This window comes from Protofrankia sp. Cas3 (genome assembly GCF_963555955.1).
Taxonomy (GTDB): domain Bacteria; phylum Actinomycetota; class Actinomycetes; order Frankiales; family Frankiaceae; genus Protofrankia.
The window spans coordinates 1-17,556 of sequence record NZ_CAUVXP010000121.1; the positions used below are offsets into that span (position 1 = coordinate 1).

The 17,556-nt window shown below is 70.1% G+C and carries 17 protein-coding genes; 9 read left to right on the forward strand and 8 right to left on the reverse strand.

Translation table 11 applies throughout. The annotated features are described in order from the left end of the window. Positions 1–225: 225 nt before the first annotated feature. Genes U9983_RS19765 through U9983_RS19780 form a run of 4 tightly spaced genes read right to left on the reverse strand, consistent with a single transcriptional unit; the run spans position 226 to position 3,365 of the window. On the reverse strand, positions 226–906 hold the full coding sequence (locus tag U9983_RS19765) for an urease accessory protein UreF (RefSeq protein ID WP_322755464.1): 681 nt from the start codon (positions 904–906) through the stop codon (positions 226–228). A 58-nt stretch (positions 907–964) separates the two neighbouring features. Continuing rightward, positions 965–2,695, reverse strand: coding sequence for an urease subunit alpha (locus U9983_RS19770; protein WP_322755465.1), 1,731 nt, complete (start codon positions 2,693–2,695; stop codon positions 965–967). Next, positions 2,692–3,066 carry an urease subunit beta gene (locus U9983_RS19775; protein WP_322755466.1) on the reverse strand — a complete coding sequence of 125 codons (375 nt, stop codon included), beginning with the start codon at positions 3,064–3,066 and terminating at the stop codon, positions 2,692–2,694. Before U9983_RS19775 ends, U9983_RS19770 begins: the two co-directional genes overlap by 4 nt. Next, positions 3,063–3,365: an urease subunit gamma gene (locus U9983_RS19780; protein WP_322751029.1), complete on the reverse strand. Its 303-nt coding sequence runs from the start codon at positions 3,363–3,365 to the stop codon at positions 3,063–3,065. Before U9983_RS19780 ends, U9983_RS19775 begins: the two co-directional genes overlap by 4 nt. A 397-nt stretch (positions 3,366–3,762) precedes the next feature. Between U9983_RS19780 and U9983_RS19785 the strand changes: the two genes are divergently transcribed. The 4 genes from U9983_RS19785 (at position 3,763) to U9983_RS19800 (ending at position 8,616) form a co-directional block, all read left to right on the forward strand. Then, the gene (locus U9983_RS19785; RefSeq protein WP_322755467.1) at positions 3,763–5,478 is read left to right on the forward strand and encodes an adenine deaminase C-terminal domain-containing protein; all 1,716 of its coding nucleotides are present in this window, start codon (positions 3,763–3,765) and stop codon (positions 5,476–5,478) included. A gap of 247 nt (positions 5,479–5,725) precedes the next feature. Beyond that, the gene (locus U9983_RS19790) at positions 5,726–7,555 is read left to right on the forward strand and encodes a 3-hydroxybutyryl-CoA dehydrogenase (protein WP_322755468.1); all 1,830 of its coding nucleotides are present in this window, start codon (positions 5,726–5,728) and stop codon (positions 7,553–7,555) included. Between the two features lie 117 nt (positions 7,556–7,672). Continuing rightward, positions 7,673–8,332 (forward strand): YkvA family protein, encoded by a 660-nt coding sequence (locus U9983_RS19795; protein ID WP_322755469.1) that lies wholly within the window; start codon positions 7,673–7,675, stop codon positions 8,330–8,332. Continuing rightward, positions 8,329–8,616, forward strand: coding sequence for a hypothetical protein (locus U9983_RS19800; protein WP_322755470.1), 288 nt, complete (start codon positions 8,329–8,331; stop codon positions 8,614–8,616). Before U9983_RS19795 ends, U9983_RS19800 begins: the two co-directional genes overlap by 4 nt. Positions 8,617–8,664: 48 nt before the next feature. On the opposite strand, the gene U9983_RS19805 is transcribed toward U9983_RS19800, so the two are convergent. Together U9983_RS19805 and ccrA are read right to left on the reverse strand one after the other, a co-directional pair. Beyond that, positions 8,665–9,315 carry a sugar-binding protein gene (locus U9983_RS19805; RefSeq protein ID WP_322755471.1) on the reverse strand — a complete coding sequence of 217 codons (651 nt, stop codon included), beginning with the start codon at positions 9,313–9,315 and terminating at the stop codon, positions 8,665–8,667. A gap of 81 nt (positions 9,316–9,396) precedes the next feature. Then, positions 9,397–10,734, reverse strand: a complete 1,338-nt coding sequence (ccrA, locus tag U9983_RS19810; protein WP_322755472.1) for a crotonyl-CoA carboxylase/reductase — start codon at positions 10,732–10,734, stop codon at positions 9,397–9,399. Positions 10,735–10,894: 160 nt separating this feature from the next. Here ccrA and U9983_RS19815 point away from each other — a divergent pair, with 160 nt between their 5' ends. Both U9983_RS19815 and U9983_RS19820 read left to right on the forward strand, forming a co-directional pair. Beyond that, entirely contained in the window at positions 10,895–11,452 is a 558-nt protein-coding gene (locus tag U9983_RS19815) for a SigE family RNA polymerase sigma factor (protein ID WP_322749627.1), read from the forward strand. Next, complete coding sequence (locus tag U9983_RS19820; RefSeq protein ID WP_322755473.1) at positions 11,449–12,420, forward strand: VCBS repeat-containing protein; 972 nt, start codon at positions 11,449–11,451, stop codon at positions 12,418–12,420. The genes U9983_RS19815 and U9983_RS19820 overlap by 4 nt, the downstream gene beginning before the upstream one ends. Positions 12,421–12,422: 2 nt before the next feature. On the opposite strand, the gene mce is transcribed toward U9983_RS19820, so the two are convergent. Next, positions 12,423–12,854 (reverse strand): methylmalonyl-CoA epimerase, encoded by a 432-nt coding sequence (gene mce, locus U9983_RS19825; RefSeq protein WP_322755474.1) that lies wholly within the window; start codon positions 12,852–12,854, stop codon positions 12,423–12,425. 162 nt (positions 12,855–13,016) lie between these two features. Between mce and U9983_RS19830 the strand changes: the two genes are divergently transcribed. Then, positions 13,017–14,201 (forward strand): acetyl-CoA C-acetyltransferase, encoded by a 1,185-nt coding sequence (locus U9983_RS19830; RefSeq protein WP_322749624.1) that lies wholly within the window; start codon positions 13,017–13,019, stop codon positions 14,199–14,201. After that, complete coding sequence (gene meaB / locus U9983_RS19835) at positions 14,198–15,217, forward strand: methylmalonyl Co-A mutase-associated GTPase MeaB (protein ID WP_322755475.1); 1,020 nt, start codon at positions 14,198–14,200, stop codon at positions 15,215–15,217. Before U9983_RS19830 ends, meaB begins: the two co-directional genes overlap by 4 nt. Positions 15,218–15,238: 21 nt before the next feature. Here the strand turns inward: meaB and U9983_RS19840 are convergent, their stop codons facing one another. Further along, the gene (locus tag U9983_RS19840) at positions 15,239–16,825 is read right to left on the reverse strand and encodes a hybrid sensor histidine kinase/response regulator (RefSeq protein ID WP_322755476.1); all 1,587 of its coding nucleotides are present in this window, start codon (positions 16,823–16,825) and stop codon (positions 15,239–15,241) included. Between the two features lie 286 nt (positions 16,826–17,111). Here U9983_RS19840 and U9983_RS19845 point away from each other — a divergent pair, with 286 nt between their 5' ends. Continuing rightward, positions 17,112–17,405, forward strand: a complete 294-nt coding sequence (locus U9983_RS19845; RefSeq protein WP_322749621.1) for an MTH1187 family thiamine-binding protein — start codon at positions 17,112–17,114, stop codon at positions 17,403–17,405. Positions 17,406–17,556: the final 151 nt, after the last annotated feature.

Below are 17,556 nucleotides of genomic sequence, written 5' to 3' on the forward strand. Positions count from 1 at the left end.
CGGCATGTCAGTGCATTCTCGATCTCACGCCGCGTCACCGTCTACCAGAAACCATCCGCACCGCCGATCGGTTGTCCCGCCGAGCACTGGCGGCAGGTCGTCACGCCGACTCCTAGCGATCTTTCGAGGTTTGTGCGCCGATCGTCGCCTTGTTGATCGTACAAACCTCGAAAGATCGTTCAGGTCGGCCGGCGGATGGAGCGCAGGCCGGCTCGGCCGATCGGGTCAGGACGCGAACATGCGGACCTCGGCAGCCCGGTGGCGCTCGGCAAGGAGGTCCAGGCGCGGTCCGGTGAGCGCAGGCAGGTCCGCGGGCAGGCGGTCGCAGGAGGCCGCGGCTTCGGCGGCGGTGCGCTCCAGGTCGGCCGCCAGGCACGCGAGTACGGCGGTGACCGCCAGGGGGTCCAGGCCGAGCAGGCGGATGGCGCCCGCCGCTGGCCCGCTGACCACGCCATAGGCCAGCGCGAGCGCAGCGTCGGCGGGGGAGATGCCGGCGTGCGCGGCGACCAGACCGAACGTGACCGGATGGTGCGGCGCCGGGATCGGACAGCGCATTCCCGGCCAGGCCGCGCGACCCGCACGCAGCAGCGCACGACCCTGTGCGCGGCTCGCGGACCGTTGCGCCGGTGACGGCGTCCGCGCGTCGAGCTCCGCGTCCAGTTCGATGATGATCCTGTTCAGGAGCTCCCCGGGCGCTGGGTAGGACCGGCAGGCGGCCGCGGCGAAGGTGGCGGTGACCAGGCCTGCGGTAGCCAGGCGGCCACGCAGGAACCGCTCGAGATCGTCGAGATCGCGGACGCTGCCATCGACGACCGCGGCCTCGATACCGCCAGAATGCGCGTGTCCACCGGCTGGTAGCCGGCCGTCTGCCAGTAACAGCAACGCCGCCCGGCTCGCAGCTGGCATCCAGGATCCTTCCGGGCTGCTGTCGGAACGGCTGTCGGAACGGCTGTCGGAACGGTGATCAGAACAGGAAGTAACGCTGGGCCATCGGGAGCTCGGCCACGGGCGCGGCGTCGACGGCATCCCCGTCGATACTCACGGTGAACGTTTCCGGGTCGACCCGGATGTCGGGTGTCGCCGTGTTCTCGGGCAGGTCGGCCTTGCCACGTCGGCGCACGTCGGCTATGGCAACCATCGGCTTGGCCAGGTTGAGCCGCTGGGGCAGACCGTCGTCGAGGGCGGCCGGGGCGACGAACGTCAGCGAGGATGCGGCCGCCGGGCCGGGCGCAGCCCCCCACATCGGACGCGGCAGCACCGGCTGCGGAGTCGGGATAGACGCGTTGGCGTCGCCCATCGCCGCCCAGGCGACACATCCACCCTTGATGACCACGGATGGCCGGACGCCGAAGAACGCGGGGTCGTAGAGGACGAGGTCTGCGAGTTTGCCCGGTTCCACCGAGCCGATCTCGGCATCCAGGCCGTGCGCGACGGCCGGGCAGATCGTGTACTTGGCGACGTAACGCCGGGCGCGGGCGTTGTCGGCCCGGCCGTCCCCGGGCAGCACGCCGCGCCGCGCCTTCATCACGTGCGCGGTCTGCCAGGTCCGCAGGACGACCTCGCCGATGCGTCCCATGGCCTGCGAGTCCGAACCGATCATCGAGATGGCGCCGAGGTCGTGCAGGATGTCCTCGGCGGCGATGGTGGACGGCCGGATCCGGCTCTCGGCGAAGGCCAGGTCCTCGGGCACCGTCGGGTTCAGATGGTGGCAGACCATGAGCATGTCGAGGTGCTCGTCGAGGGTGTTGACCGTGTGCGGCCGGGTCGGGTTCGTCGAGCTCGGTAGGACGTTCGGTGCCGCGGCCACGGTGATGATGTCCGGTGCATGGCCACCGCCGGCACCCTCGGTGTGGTACGCGTGGATGGCCCGCCCCGCGATCGCGGCGAGGGTGTCCTCGACGAAACCGGCCTCGTTGAGCGTGTCGGAGTGCAGCGCCACCTGTACTCCGGCTGCGTCGGCGACCCGCAGACAGGCGTCGATCGCGGCGGGCGTCGACCCCCAGTCCTCGTGCAGTTTGAAGCCGGCGGCACCGCCGCGCAGCTGCTCCCACAGCGCGGCCTCACCCACCGTGTTGCCCTTGCCGAGCAGGACGACGTTCACCGGCAGCGTGTCCATCGCCGACAGCATCCGGGCGAGGTTCCACGGGCCGGGGGTGACGGTGGTAGCTCTGGTGCCGTCGGCCGGCCCGGTACCGCCGCCGATCAGCGTGGTGATGCCGACGCCGAGGGCCTCGGGGACCTGCTGCGGACAGATCAGGTGCACGTGGCAGTCCACCGCACCCGCGGTGAGGATCTTCCCGTTTCCGGCGAGGATCTCCGTACCCGGCCCGATCACCAGGTCGGGATGGACACCGTCCATGGTGTCGGGGTTGCCGGCCTTGCCGAGCGCCACGATCCGGCCGTCCCGGATGCCGATGTCGGCCTTGACCACGCCCCAGTGGTCCAGCACGACCGCGCCGGTGATGACCAGATCGGGGGTGCCTTCCGCGCGCGACGCCCTGGCCTGCCCCATGGATTCCCGGATCACCTTGCCGCCGCCGAACACCGCCTCGTCACCGGTGCCGGCGCCGGCCGGGCCGCGGCTGCGGTCCTCGGTCACCTCGATGAACAGGTCGGTGTCCGCCAGCCGGATGCGGTCACCGACCGTCGGACCATACAGGTCGGCGTAGCGCGCGCGGTCCAGATACCGGCTCACCGGATCGTCCCGTCCGGCCCCGTCCCGTCGGGCTCGGCCGTGTTCGGCTCGGCCGCGTCCAGCGGGCCGGCCGATTCGGTCCGCAGGCCCGGTACGATCCGTCGGCCGGCGAGCGGCACCAGGTCCACCTCGCGGTCCACCCCGGGTTCGAAGCGGACGGCGGTGCCGGCGGGTACGGCGAGCCGGTGCCCCCAGGCTGCGTCCCGATCGAAGTCCAGCGCCGGATTGGCCGCGGCGAAATGGTAGTGCGACCCAACCTGGACTGGACGGTCGCCGAGGTTGCGAACCCGCAGGGTCAGGATGGGACGCCCCGGGTTGATCTCCACCGGGCCGTCGCCGTGGCGGATTTCGCCCGGCCTGACGCCGTTCACGGGATCGGCTGGTGCACGGTCACCAGTTTGGTGCCGTCCGGGAAGGTCGCCTCGACCTGGACATCGGCAAGCATCTCGGGGACGCCGTCCATGACATCCTCGCGGGTCAGTACGCTGCGACCGGCCGTCATCAGATCGACGACAGTACGCCCGTCACGCGCGCCCTCCAGGAGGAAGGACGTGATGACGGCGGTCGCCTCGGGGTAGTTGAGCCGCAGGCCGCGGGCTCGTCGCTCCCGGGCGAGGCCGGCCGCGACGTGGATCAGCAGCCGTTCCTGCTCATGCGGGCTCAGCAACACACGTGGAAGCATAGAGCGCCCGGCAACAGGGACGCAGCGTGGTCGGTCCGCCCGGCCAGGAGTCCCGCTTGTGTCGGCCCGGGACGACTCGGTTACGGAAACGTTACAAGCCGCGGGTTCGTGAGCACAGTCGGCTCGCATGGCGGCAGAGTGATGACGTCACGCCCCTCATCCGCTGTCCTGTCGTTCCGTCGTTCCGTCGTTCCGTCGTTCCGTCGTTCCGCACCGCTGCTCGACGCCATACCGGGTGTTGCTCTGCCGTGTGCGGCCCGGCCCGAGGCCGTGAGGTTGGTGCGTGCCGGAATCCGGGCGACGTCGCTGAGCCGAATCGGGCGGGGGCGTTGCGTCGCATTGCGCCCTACACCGTGCTCGCCAGACCTGGGTTTTCGGAGGCTGTATGACCGCCGAGCGTGACCGTGAACGGATGCGGCTCGCGTCCGCCCCGGCGCTCTGCTCGCCCGAAGCTGCGCCGGCGGCGCCGGCCGGTGGGATGGCCCGCGCCGCGCGTCCGGTCCGCCGTACCGGGTTCGATGCCGTTGGCGCGTCCCACCTGGCGCCGACCGCGGCGGAGCTCGAGCAGCTGCGGCGGGTCGCGAACGGAACGCAGGAGGCGGATCTGGTCGTCCGCGGCGGCATGATGGTCGTCGTCCAAACCGGTGAGCTGCGGCGTCGTGACCTGCTCATCGCCGGTCGGTTCATAGCCGCGGTGACACGCCCCGGGACGCTGGGTGCCCGCCGCGCCCTGGATGCCTCCGGCCGCTACCTCCTGCCGGCCTATGTCGATCCGTACGTCCGGTTAGAACAGACCTTGCTGACGCCCGGGGAGCTCGCTCGTCTCGTAGTGCCCCGAGGGACGGTCACCCTGCTCGTGGACGCCGGCCTGCCGGTCACGCTGTGCGGACCGCGCGGTGCGCGGCTCGTGACCGCCTCCGGGACCCCGGTGCGCCTGCTTGCCAGGACCTCCCCGGCCGGCGGCGGTACGGGCACGCGGGCTGGCGCGAGCCTCCCGGACACCGGGACGTGGCTGCCCCGTCAATCCGTTCCCTTAGTCGGGTCCGCCGATCTCTCGCTGCCCGGGATGGCGGGCACCGGCGCCGTAGCCGGGATGCCCGGCCTGGACGGCACGGCCGTGGGTGACCGTGCCGCCGCCGACGTGACCGCCGCCGACGTGACCGCCGCCGACCTGGCCGCCGACGCGCCGCTGGAGTTCTTCGGCGCATGGAAGATCACCGAAATCGCCGACCACGGCCACCTCGACCGGGTGGTCCGCCGTACGGTCGGGGCCGGCGTGGAGCCGATGGCCGCCATCCGCATGGCCACCCTCGATCCGGCCCGCCGGTACGGCCTGGACCACCTGCTCGGATCGCTCGCGCCGGCGCACCTGGCCGACATCCAGATCGTCAGCGACATCGCGGGATCCAGGCCGCCGGAGATCGTTCTTGTCAACGGGCGGATGGCCGCCGAGCGCGGCCGTCCGCTGTTCGACAACCTCGATGTGCTCCCGGACTGGACCCGAGAGCGGGTGACCCTGCCGTCCGGCCTGTTCAGCGGTTCCTTCGCCGTTGCGGCGACCGCGGCCGGCCAGGACTCCGCCGGCCCGGTCAGGGGCGTGCAGGTGAGCGTCGCGGCGGACGGGACTGCCGGGGTCGAGGTCGTCGCGGTGCGGCCCGGCCGTGCAGACGGCGGCACCGGTCATGCGGCGGCCGATCCCGGGCACGACCTGCTCAAGGTCGCCCTGGTCACGCGGGGGGCGGACCGGGCCGGCGGAATGCGGGTGGGTTTCATCCGCGGGGTGGGCCTGCGTCAGGGTGCGATCGCGATGGCCACGAGCGTGGCTCCCGGCGATCTGGCCGTCATCGGGGTCGCGGACCAGGACATGATGACCGCGGTGCGGGCCCTGGAGGGAATGTGCGGCGGCTTTGTGGTGGTCGACCGCGGATGGGTGTTGGCGGCGTGCCCGCTGCCGGTGGCGGGGTTGATGAGTGACGCTTCGTGGGAGGCCGTGCGCGATCAACTGGCCGGGGTTGACTCGGCCGCCGCCGCGCTCGGCTGCACCATTCCGTCGCCGTTTCTGACCCTCGCGCCGCTGGGCGGGCAGCTCTGCCAGCACTGATCACCGATCACCGATCACCGATCACCGATCACTGATCAGCGCCAACGATGTGAGATGAGTGTCGCTGCGACAGCTTCGGATTCACATCGTTGCGCGGTTTCGCGTTGCCTCGTCGCCCGGTTTCGCGTTGCGCGGTTTCTCATGGATGCCACGTCGGATGGCGATCGTGCGCTTGTGCGCCAAAGATCTGAGAGTATCTCGCGCACCGCCAGCGGGCATGGACACAGCGACGACAGGGGTGGTCGGCATGGCCCAGGACTTCGCGAAGGTCGGAGTTGTCGGACTCGGCACCATGGGCGCGGGGATCGCTGAGGTCCTTGCCCGCGCCGGCATCGACGTGGTGGGCGTCGAGCTCAACGACGAGACACTCGCCCGGGGGCTCGGCCACATCCGCCACTCCACCGACCGGGCGGTCAGCCGCGGCAAGTTGACCGAGGCCGACCGGGACGCGCTCTTCGGCCGGATCCACGCCGGCACCGACCTGTCAGCTGTGGCGGGCTGTGGGCTGGTCGTCGAGGCGGTGCCCGAGCGGATTGAGGACAAGCGGGCGGTTCTCGCCGAGTTGGACGCACTGTGTCCGTCTGGAACGATCATCGCGACGAACACGAGTTCACTGTCGATCACCGAGCTGGCCGCCGGCACGTCCCGGCCCTCGCGGGTCGTCGGCACCCACTGGTTCAACCCGGCGCCGGTGATGGGCCTTGTAGAGATCATCCGTACGGTGGTGACGGACCCGGCGGTGTTGGCGGATCTTGAGATGCTGGTCACGAAGGTCGGCAAGACCGCCGTTGTCGCCGGGGACCGGGCCGGCTTCATCGCCAACGCCCTGCTGTTCGGCTACCTCAACAATGCCGTGCGGATGCTGGAGGCCCACTACGCCACCCGTGAGGACATCGATGCGGCCATGCGGTTCGGCTGCGGTCATCCGATGGGCCCGTTGGCGTTGCTGGATCTGATAGGCCTCGACGCCGCGTACGAGATCCTCGATTCGATCTACCACACCTCCCGGGACCACCTGCACGCTCCGGCGCCCCTGCTCAAGCAACTGGTCACCGCCGGGATGCTCGGTCGCAAGACCGGCCGCGGCTTCTACACCTACGCGGCTCCCGATTCATCCGAGATCGTTGATGCCGTGACATCGGACTCCGTCATGTCCTCCGGGACCGGGACAGCAGCCGCGTCCGGGACCGCAGCCGGGACCGGGACCCGCCGATCGGGCGCGCCGCCCCGACCGGTGCGCACGATCGGTGTCATCGGTACCGGAACCATGGCCAGCGGGATCATCGAGGTCGCCGCCCGCTCCGGCTATGACGTGGTCCTGCGTGCGCGCGGCCAAGCGAAGATCGCCGACGTCCGCAAGAAACTCGAGTGGTCGCTGGACAAGGCGGTCGCCAAGGGCCGGATCACCCTGGATGAGCGGGCCGCGACCCTCGCGCGGGTGCGGGCCACGACCGATCTTGCCACGTTCGCCGACTGTGACCTCATCATTGAGGCGGTCGTGGAGGATCTCGAGGTCAAGCGAGCCCTGTTCGCCGAGATCGACGCGATCGCCCGACCCGGGGCGATCCTCGCGACCACCACGTCGTCTCTGCCGGTGATCGAGTGTGCGACCGCCACGTCGCGTCCCCAGGATGTGGTGGGGATGCACTGGTTCAACCCGGCCCAGGTGATGCGGTTGGTGGAGATCGTGCCAACCGTTCTGACCGCGGACGACGTCACCGCGACGGTTCTGGAGGTCGCGCGGGCGGCCGGCAAACATCCGGTGCTCTGCGCGGACCGTGCCGGGTTCATCGTCAACGCGCTGCTGTTCCCGTATCTCAACGACGCCGTGAGGATGTTGGAGGCGCATTACGCGGATGTCGAGGCCATCGACACGGCGATGAAGGTCGGCTGCGCTCATCCGATGGGGCCGTTCGAGCTCGCCGACGTCGTAGGCCTGGACGTGACGCTTGCCATTGTGCGCACGCTGTACCTGGAGTTCCGGGAGCCCGGATACGCCCCGGCGCCCCTGCTTGAACACCTTGTCAAGGCAGGTTATCTCGGTCGCAAGACCCGGCGCGGCTTTCGCGTCCACTGATCCGGCGACGGGGCCGGTGACCGGTCCGGGGCGGTTCGGACGCGCGTTTCGTCGCCTACGATGGCGCCGGACATCATGTTGTGCCGGTCCGGATCTTGTACTGAGCCGGATACCAGCATGACCCGCCTGGTCCCGCCGTCGTTTCGGAGGAAGCCCATGGTCTCGCTGGACAAGGACGCCGCACGGGAGGTCGGCCGCGAGATCGCGACGTTCGTGCCCGATCTCGTGGTGATGTTGCGGCGGGTTCTCGTCGACCCGCGGGTGTCGCAGTCGGCCAAGATGGAGGCTGCGGCATCCCTCGCCTATCTGATCTCGCCGCGTAACCGGCTGACGAACCTGATTCCCGTCGTGGGTCAGCTGGACGACATCGCGCTCGTGGCTTTCGCGTTCCGTCGCCTTCAGATGGGCGCGGGCGAGGCCATCCTGCGCGAGCACTGGCGCGGCAGCGACCGGACCTTCCAGGTCATGATCGGCGCGTCTTCTGCGCTGTCGTCGCCGCGAGGGATGATCCGACGGGTGAAACTGGCCAGGACGCTCGCCGAGTCGACCATGGACCGGCTAGCCGGCTCCCGTCGGCGCCATGGAATGGGAGATGCCCCGCACCGCGTCATCGAGGGTGAAGTCATCGACGGTGACCGTGTCAGGGGTGACCGTGTCAAGGATGACGTCGTCGACCGTACGCCCGCGTCCGAGCCCGGCACCGACCGGGGCATACCACGGCCCCGCGTGGCGCGCCCCCGCCGCCCGGAAGATCCGCCGGCGTCGCGTCCGCGGTGACCCGCAGACGGTCGCGGCGCGCGCGGCCGGAGCGACCACCGCTCCCACCGGCCGTCGTCGGCGCCGAGACGATCGAACAGCGTGCCGACGGGGACTGGATCGTGCGCCGGATCAGCGGCGCGGCCGCACGCAAGTACTACCGCTGCCCCGGCTGCCAGCAGGAGATTCTGCCGGCGACCCCGCACGTCGTCTGCTGGCGCGATGATTATATTGCCGAGCGTAGGCACTGGCACACGGCCTGCTGGACCCGTCGTGACCGACGCACCATCCCGCCGGGCTGCTGATCCCACCGGGCTGGTGATCCCGCTGGGCCGGCGGCGGGACCGGACGGCTCAGGAACGGACGGCAGCCGGTTGCCCGGTGTCCGCCGGCGACGGGTCCGATCCGAGGTCGAGCGGAGCCATGGCCGCTGCCAACCGGTCGCGCAGCTGACCAAGCTGGGCGGTCACCTGGTCCCGCTGTCGGCCGAGATCAGCCAGCCGGCGGCGGGACTCCTCCTCGGCTGTCTCGGCGGTCGAACGCGCGGCGGCGACGATGGCCTCGGCCTCGGCCTGCGCTGTCGAGAGGATCTCCTGGGCGCTCGCCTCGGCATCGCGGATCGTCCGCTCGTGGGTCCGCCGCGCCTCGGCATGCTCCTGCTGGGCCTGCTGGAGCGCGGCGTCCACCTCCCGCGTCCGCTCCGCCCGCACGTCGGCGGCTTCCTCCTCCGCGAGCTGGAGAATCTGGGTGATCCGGCCGCCGAACTCCTCCCACGCGGGTCGGTTGGCAGCGAGATGATCACGTGCCGTCGCGGTTTCGGATGCGGCCTCGGACGCCGCGGCCTCGGCGGCGGCCCGATGCGACTCCGCTTCGCGCAGCTGCTCGACGAGCCAGTTGACGTGCGCTTTGACCTGATGTGGGTCGTAGCCGCGACGAACCAGATCGAAGTCCGGAGACGCGTCCGTGCCGTCGGACATTGGGATGAGATCGGTTTGCTCGCTCATAGGACATCAGAGTGCCAGACCAGCCACCGGGAGGTGCAGGAGCCGGTATGCAGTCGGCACCGGGACAGAAATCGGGCCGCTCTAAACTCCGCGAAACCTGTTGATCGCGGTGAGGTGGCGCTCGCGGGTGGCGCCGTCGCGCACCCCGAGACCTTCAACCGGTGCGAGGCAGAGTACCCCGACCTTGCCCTGATGGAGGTTGCGGTGGACGTCGTAGGCGGCCTGGCCGGTCTCGGTGAGCGGGTAGACGCGGGACAGGGTCGGGTGGACCAGGCCCTTGGTGATCAGCCGGTTGGCCTCCCACGCCTCGCGGTAGTTCGCGAAGTGCGATCCGACCACCTTCTTCAGGTTCATCCACAGGTAGCGGTTGTCGTAGGAGTGCATGAAGCCACTCGTGGACGCGCAGGTCGCGATCGTACCGCCACGTCGGGTGACGTACACGGACGCGCCGAAGGTCTCCCGCCCGGGGTGCTCGAAGACGATGTCGGGATCCTCGCCGCCGGTCAGTTGGCGGATCTTCTTGCCGAGGCGCTGCCACTCCTTGGGGTTCTGGGTGTGCTCGTCGGTCCAGAACCGGTAGTCCTCGGCGGCCCGGTCGATCACCAGGTCGGCGCCCATCCGGCGTACGATCTCGGCCTTGCGTGGCGAGGACACGACACACACCGGGATGGCGCCGCCGTTGCGTGCCAGCTGGGTCGCGTAGGAGCCGAGCCCGCCGCTCGCGCCCCAGATGAGTACCACGTCGCCCTGTTTCATGTTGGCGCCGTTGTGGGATACCAACTGGCGGTAGGCGGTTGAGTTCACCAGCCCGGGGGCGGCGGCCTCCTCCCAGCTCAGATGCGCGGGCTTGGGCATGAGCTGGTTGGCCTTGACCAGGGCGAGCTCCGCGAGCCCGCCGAAGTTCGTCTCAAAGCCCCAGATGCGCTGCTCGGGGTCGAGCATGGTGTCGTCGTGGCCGTCCGGGCGTTCCAGCTCGACTGACAGGCAGTGGGCGACCACCTCGTCGCCGGGGGACCACATGTGTACGCCGGGACCGGTACGCAGCACGACACCGGCGAGGTCGGAGCCGACCACGTGGTAAGGGAGATCGTGGCGTTTGCCGAGCGGGGACAGCCGGCCGTAACGCTCCAGGAAGCCGAACGTCGGCAGTGGTTCGAAGATCGACGTCCAGACGGTGTTGTAGTTGATCGTGGAGGCCATCACGGCGACCAGCGCCTCGCCGGGACCGAGGTCCGGGGTCGTGACCTCGTCGATGTGCAGGGCGCGCCTGGGGTCCTTGTCCTGGGATGCCAGCCCGTTGAAGATGTTGATCTCGTCCTTGCGAACCACCGCTCCCCGGTAGGTCTCGGGTACCGGCAGGGCCGCGAACGCCGCTTTGGGCGTGTCGGAGGCGAGAATTGCCTCGACAATTTCCTTCACGATCGACCTCCCGTGCGTCATCCGGTGGCGCTGGGCAGATGCTACCGACGGGTATGCCTATGAGTCGCGCGGTTGGGGGTGTGCGTCCGCGCTGGAAGCGATACAACCTGAGAGCAACCATTTGGGGTAGGAGAGCGTCTGACGTGGCGTGACCGCGCCCATGACAGTAGTGGAGGGGTGGCGGCCCGTGCCTGCGCGGAGCGACGCCGCTCGCAGCGAGGTCGCCCGGGATGCTGATGCCGCCCTGACGGCTCTGTATTCAGAGCACTACCGGTCGCTGGTCCGCCTTGCCGCCCTCCTCCTGGATGACGTCGGGCTGTGCGAAGAAGTTGTCCAGGACGCCTACATCCGCGTACACGCCGCCTGGGGGCGGCTGCAGGACAGGGACAAGGCGCTCGCCTACCTACGGCAGACGGTGGTCAACCTTGCCCGCTCGACGCTGCGGCGGCGGTTGGTGGCCCTCAAGCATGCGCCCAAACCCATGCCGGACGCGGCCAGCGCGGAGGAGGGCGCCTACACCCTCGTCGAGCGCGCCGCGGTCATACAGGCGCTGCGGGAGCTGCCGCGCCGCCAGCGTGAGGCCGTGGTCCTGCGCTACTACGCGGACCTCTCCGAGGCGGACGCGGCAGCGGTCATGAAGTGCAGCGTCGGCTCGGTCAAGGCTTACACGTCCCGCGGGCTGGCCGCGCTCGGCACCAAGTTGGAGGGTCTGCGGTGACCGCGCTCGAGCCCGACGAGCTGCGTCGTCTACTGACCGAAGCGGTTGATCCGGTTCGGGCTTCCCCGGCAGGCTACGAGCGGATCCGGGCCGGGATCATCCGCAGGCGGCGGATGCGGGTGCCGGCGATGACCGTCGGTGGGCTGGCGCTGGCCGGTTTGATCAGCCTCGCCTACGTGGCGATCGAACCCCGTCCCCCGTCCATCCTGGTCGAGCCGACCGTGCCGCCGCTGACCCAGCCGACTCCCGGGGTGACCGCGGTCCGCACGGCGGCCTCGCAGCCACCGGGTCACGGTGGGACGGGCGGGGGCGGTCAGGTGCGGCCGTCGGTGACGCCGAGCCGGTTGGAGACCTCGGCGTCGCCCACCAGCCCGAATCCGGGGGACGGGGTAACGCCGACGGCGTCGGCCAGCCGTCCCAGCGGCACGCCCAGTAACGTCCACTCGCCGACCCTCCCGCCGCCGGTGTCCGTCCCGGCGATGGCCGGCGATGTCGACGGGGATGGTGTGAGGGACCCGGCGACCGTGTCCGACAGCACGGTCAGGGTCGCGCTGAGCATGTTCGGATCAACCGCGGTGACCTTCCCGGCGGTGGCGGCACCGTTCACTTTCTCGATTGTCGACATTGACGGTGACGGTTACGGCGAGCTGATCGTCCAGACCGACAGCAGCGGCGAGACCAGAAACTATGGTGTCGCCAGGCTGACCTCGACCGGGCAGTTGCGGGTCGTCAACGGCAGTCCGCTGCGTGCCGGTCTCAACGGCGACCATGGTGACGGTTTCAGCTGTGAGAGCGGAAAAGTCGTGGTCGCCGCGGGAGACCGGACCACGGACAGGATCTACCAGGTGACATCGACGACATGGCAGATGACGGGCACGGGGTTCACGGCGGTCGGTTCGCCCACCAACGCCACGGTGGACCTGGCCTCGGCTCCGTCGCCCTTCACCGCCGGCTGCGGGATCGCCTGACGTCACATGGCGCCGGGGCTGGCCTGCTGTACCAGCTCCGTGAGCACACCGCCGGTGTCCTTCGGGTGCAGGAAGGCGATACTCGCGCCCATCGAGCCGTGCCTGGGCCGTTTGTCGACCAGGCGGACGCCCTGCCCGGCGATGGCGGCCAGGGCACCTTCGACGTCGTCGACGCCGTAGCCGACGTGGTGGACACCCTCGCCGTTGCGGGCGAGGAACTTCCCGACCGGGGAGTCATCCCGGATCGGCTCGAGCAGCTGCACGTATGAACCACCCGGGGCGGCTTCGGCCACGAACAGCATGGCCTCGCGAACGCCCTGCTCCTCGTTGACCTCCCGGGCGGCCACGGTGAGCCCGAAGGTCGTCTCGTACCAGGCGATGGACGTGTCCAGGTCCCGGACGGCGATGCCGACATGATCGATTCTCGTGAACATCGCGGACTCGAGCCCTCTCTCTCGCGGGTGTGGACGCGATGCTGCCATACCCGCTCCCCACGGACACCCGTCTCGACTCCGACGTGCCCGCTGGCCGGAGCATGTTGATGAAGATCACGTTATCGTTGCAGAACACGCAGTCGCACTCCCGGGAGGCCATCCATGCCTGGTTCTGTCATCGTGGCCGGCGCGCGAACCCCGATCGGCAAGCTGTCCGGCGCTTTGAAGGGCTTCCCCGCCGTCGAGCTCGGCGGATTTGCGATCAAGGCCGCGCTGGCGCGGGCCGGTATCGGTGGTGAGCAGGTCAACTATGTGATCATGGGGCATGTCATTCAGGCGGGTCAGGGGCAGATCACCGCTCGCCAGGCCGCGATCAGGGGCGGCATCCCCATGAACGTTCCCGCGATCACGGTGAACAAGGTCTGCCTGTCGGGTCTGGACGCGATCGCACTCGCCGACACCTACATCGCCAGTGGCGAGTTCGACGTCGTCGTCGCCGGTGGCATGGAGTCGATGACACGTGCCCCGCACCTGTTGCCGTCCCTGCGTGAGGGCGTCCGCTACGGCAGTGCCGAGCTGCTGGACGCCACCGCCCACGATGCCCTGTTCTGCGCGGTCGACCAGGTCGCGATGGGGCTGGGAACCGAGCGGTACAACGCGGGGCTGGGCATCAGCCGGGTCGAGCAGGACGAGTTCGCCGCCCGCTCCCATCAGCGCGCCGCCGCCGCGATCAAGAACGGGCTGTTCGACGACGAGATCGTCCCGGTCGAGGTGCCCCAGCGCCGCGGTGACCCGGTGCTCGTCAGCCAGGACGAGGGTGTCCGCGGTGACACCACCTCGGAGGCGCTGGCGAAGCTGCGTCCCGCCTTCAGCGACGACGGCACGATCACGGCCGGCTCGGCCTCGCAGATCTCCGACGGCGCGGCGGCGGTCGTGGTGATGAGCCGGGCGAAGGCTGTCGAGCTCGGGCTGACCGTACTCGCCGAGGTCGGCCAGCACGGCTTCGTCGCCGGCCCGGACGCCTCGCTGCAGTCCCAGCCGGCCAACGCGATCTCGGCGGCGCTGCGCAAGGAGGGCCTGACTCCCGCTGACGTGGATCTTTACGAGATCAACGAAGCGTTTGCCGCGGTGGGGATCCAGTCCATGCGCGAGCTCGGTATCGGCCCGGAGGTCACCAACGTCAACGGCGGCGCGATCGCCCTCGGCCACCCGGTCGGCATGTCCGGTACCCGGATCGCCCTCACGCTCGCCCTTGAGCTGCGTCGCCGCGGCGGCGGCATCGGTGCCGCCGGGCTGTGCGGCGGCGGCGGCCAGGGAGACGCCCTCATCCTGCGTGTCCCGGCGTGACCGCTGCCCCTAGGACGGCAGCCCCGGCCCGGTTGCGTGCCGCGTCCGCCACCGATCTGGTGGACGCGGCCACCGCCGGTAGTCCGCGGGCGATCGCACGGCTGATCTCCCTGGTCGAGGATGCGTCCGGGCAGCTGCGCGAGATCATGGCCCTGCTTGCGCCACGGTCCGGTCGCGCGCAGGTGATCGGCCTCACCGGATCTCCCGGAGTGGGCAAGTCGACCTCGACATCCGCGCTGGTCAGCGCGTTTCGAGCTCGTGACCTGCGCGTCGGCGTCCTGGCCATCGACCCGTCGTCGCCGTTCACCGGCGGTGCGCTGCTCGGCGACCGGGTACGGATGCAGGAGCACGCCACCGACCCCGGGGTCTACATCCGTTCGCTGGCCTCGCGCGGGCATCTGGGTGGGCTGTCCTGGGCGACACCGCAGGCACTGCGGGTGCTCGACGCGGCCGGCTTCGACGTCGTGCTGGTCGAGACCGTGGGGGTGGGTCAGGCCGAGGTTGACATCGCATCACTGGCCGACTGCACAGTGGTGCTGCTGGCCCCGGGTATGGGTGACGGCGTCCAGGCCGCAAAGGCCGGCATCCTGGAGATCGCCGATGTCTTCGTGGTCAACAAGGCTGACCGCGATGGCGCGGAAAACACCTACCGCGAGCTCACGCACATGATTGCGCTCACCGGACCCGCAACCGCCTCCGAGGGTGCATGGCGACCCCCGGTCCTCAAGGCCGTGGCTTCGCGTGGGGAGGGCATCGCCGAGGTCGTGGATGCGATCGCCGACCATCGTGCGTGGCTGGTCGAGCACGGTGTCCTGGACGCCCGCCGGCGCCGGCGGGCCGCTGACGAGATCGAGCAGATCGCGCTCACCCAGCTTCGGCTCCGCATGGGTGACCTGCGCGAGGGTTCCCTGCTCGACGGCCTCGCCGCGGAGGTCGTCGCCGGCCGGACCGACCCCTACACGGCCGCCGACCGCGTCGTCGCCGGTCTGGCCACGACGCAGCCGCGCCACGACTGACATGTCCGCACGACTGACATGTCAGGGTGCGGTGTCGGCGGTGTCGGCGGTGTTGGCGGCGGCGAGATGGCCGGCCGCGGCAACCACCGCGGCGACGTCCAGGGGCGCTCCCACCACGTCCACGGCACCGGCCTGGCGCAGCCGCACGAGGTCTCTCGGGTCATCGTCCATGGTGAGCACGACCGTGGGTATCCGCCCCGCCTGAGCGTCCGCTGCGAGGGTCCGCAGCAGGTCTTCGGCGCTGCCGTCCGGCAGCTCCCGGTCCAGCAGTACCAGCGACGGTCGGGACCGCCGGACCGCGTCGAGGGCCAGTGCGGCCCGCGGCACCGAGACCGTGTCCGCGCCGAGGGTGTTGCGTAGCACGTGTGTGACCATCGTCCGGGTCGCGGGATCACCACTGACGTGTACGACCCGGGGATAACCGACGTGGCGCGACGCTGCGCCCGATCGGGCGGCCAGGACAGCCGGCGCCGGACCGAACCCGTGGTCTGGGCCGTGTCCGTGTCCGTATCCGGGTCCCGGACCGAATCCGTCGAAGTCGTCATCGTCGTCATCGTCGAAGCGGACGTCGACGGTGTCCAGGACGACCGCGAAGACACTGCCGACCCCGAAACGGCTTGCCGCCGTCAGGACACCCCCCATCGCCGTGACCAGAGCGTGGGACAGCGCCAGACCCAGTCCACTACCCTCGACGCCCGTTCGTTCGGCTCCGAGCCGTTCAAACGGCCGGAACAGCCGGTCCATGGCCTCGGGTGGGAGTCCGTTGCCGTCGTCCTCGACCTCGATCCGGACCCGGGCTCCGGTGATGGGCACGATGCCCACCCGCAGGGTGCCGCCCTCGCGTCCGTACTTCAGCGCGTTGCCGACCAGGTTGAGCAGGACCTGCCACAGCCGGCGGCGGTCGGCGTCGGCGACCAGCGGCTCGGCCGGCGAGATGACCCGGCGGATGCCGCGTTGCTCCGCGAGCGGTTCGACCAGCTCGACGACACCATGGACGATCTCCAGGACGTTGACGGGTCCCTTTCTGATGTCACCGCGCCCGGCTTGCAGCCGGGCGAGATCGAGCACGTCGTCGATGAGGGCCTGCATGTGCCGGCCACCGGTGATGATGCGTTCGACGTCCTCGTGCAGCTCCGCAGGCAGTGGTTCGAGCTCCAGAAGTTGGGCGAAACCCAGCACGGCGTTGAGCGGGGTGCGCAGCTCGTGGCCGAGGCGTGCGATGAACTCGTCCTTGGCCCGGGACTCCCGTTCGGCGGTTTCCCGGGCGCGGACGTCCTCGGTGTCATGAGCGACGATCACGATGGCGCCTGACGGGTCGACCCGCACCGACACCTGGAACGGGGCCATGTTGGCCGCGGCGTCGAGGAGGTCGACGGTTCCCCGCCACTGCCCGGTGCGGGCCAGCGCGCGCGGCACGACATCGCGCAGCCGGACCCGTGCCGAGGGCTCGACCACGTCGGCCAGGTCCCCGAGGTGGACCGGTTCGGTTCCAGCCAACCGCTCGCCGAGGAAGGTTCTGGCCGCGGCTCCGGCATCGAGCACGCGACCATCCGCGCCGACCAGTATCACCAGGCTGGTCAGTGCGTCAAGGAGGGTCCGTGGAACCACCTATGCCTCGTCGTCCCGCGTCGTCCACTCCACGGCGGGCAATGGTAGGGCGTGCCGTCAGAGAGCGTTGTCCCGGGTTTGGTTGAAGGTCCGACTGTGTCGTCTGCGGACCTGGAATGTTGCGGAGGGTGGCATTCTCCCGGTGGGTCAACGTACGCGAGATCCTGAGTTCTTCGCCTGTGCCCGCGGGTGTCCGCGTGTGCCCGTGGGTGTCCGTGTGTGCCCGCGGGTGTCCGTGTGTGTCCCTGGGCGACAGACCGTCCGGGCGGCGTGGTAGGTGTGGAGCATGCTTGTGGCCTTCAGCGTGACACCGATCGGGACCGGCGAGGATGTCGGCGACCTGGTCGCCGAAGCCGTGCGGGTGGTACGCGCCAGCGGCCTGCCCAACGAGACGACGGCGATGTTCACCACGATCGAGGGGGAGTGGGGGGAGGTCATGGCCGTCGTACAGCGGGCGGTGGACGCGGTTGCCGCCCGATCCGGGCGGGTCAGCCTCGTGCTCAAGGCCGACATCCGCCCGGGGGTCACGGACGCGTTGCGGACGAAGGTCGCATCGATCGAACGGCGTCTGGAGGGCTAAAGGGCGCGCGACGATCGTCAGATCGCGCGTCCGGAGGCCGCAGTCCCCGGAGCGCTGGCGGAGCCCGGCCCCGCGTCCCAGCTGATCCCTGCGTCCCAGCCGGGTCACCGAGTAGCCGGAGGATGCTCCGGCCTTCAGGCCGGGGAGGAAG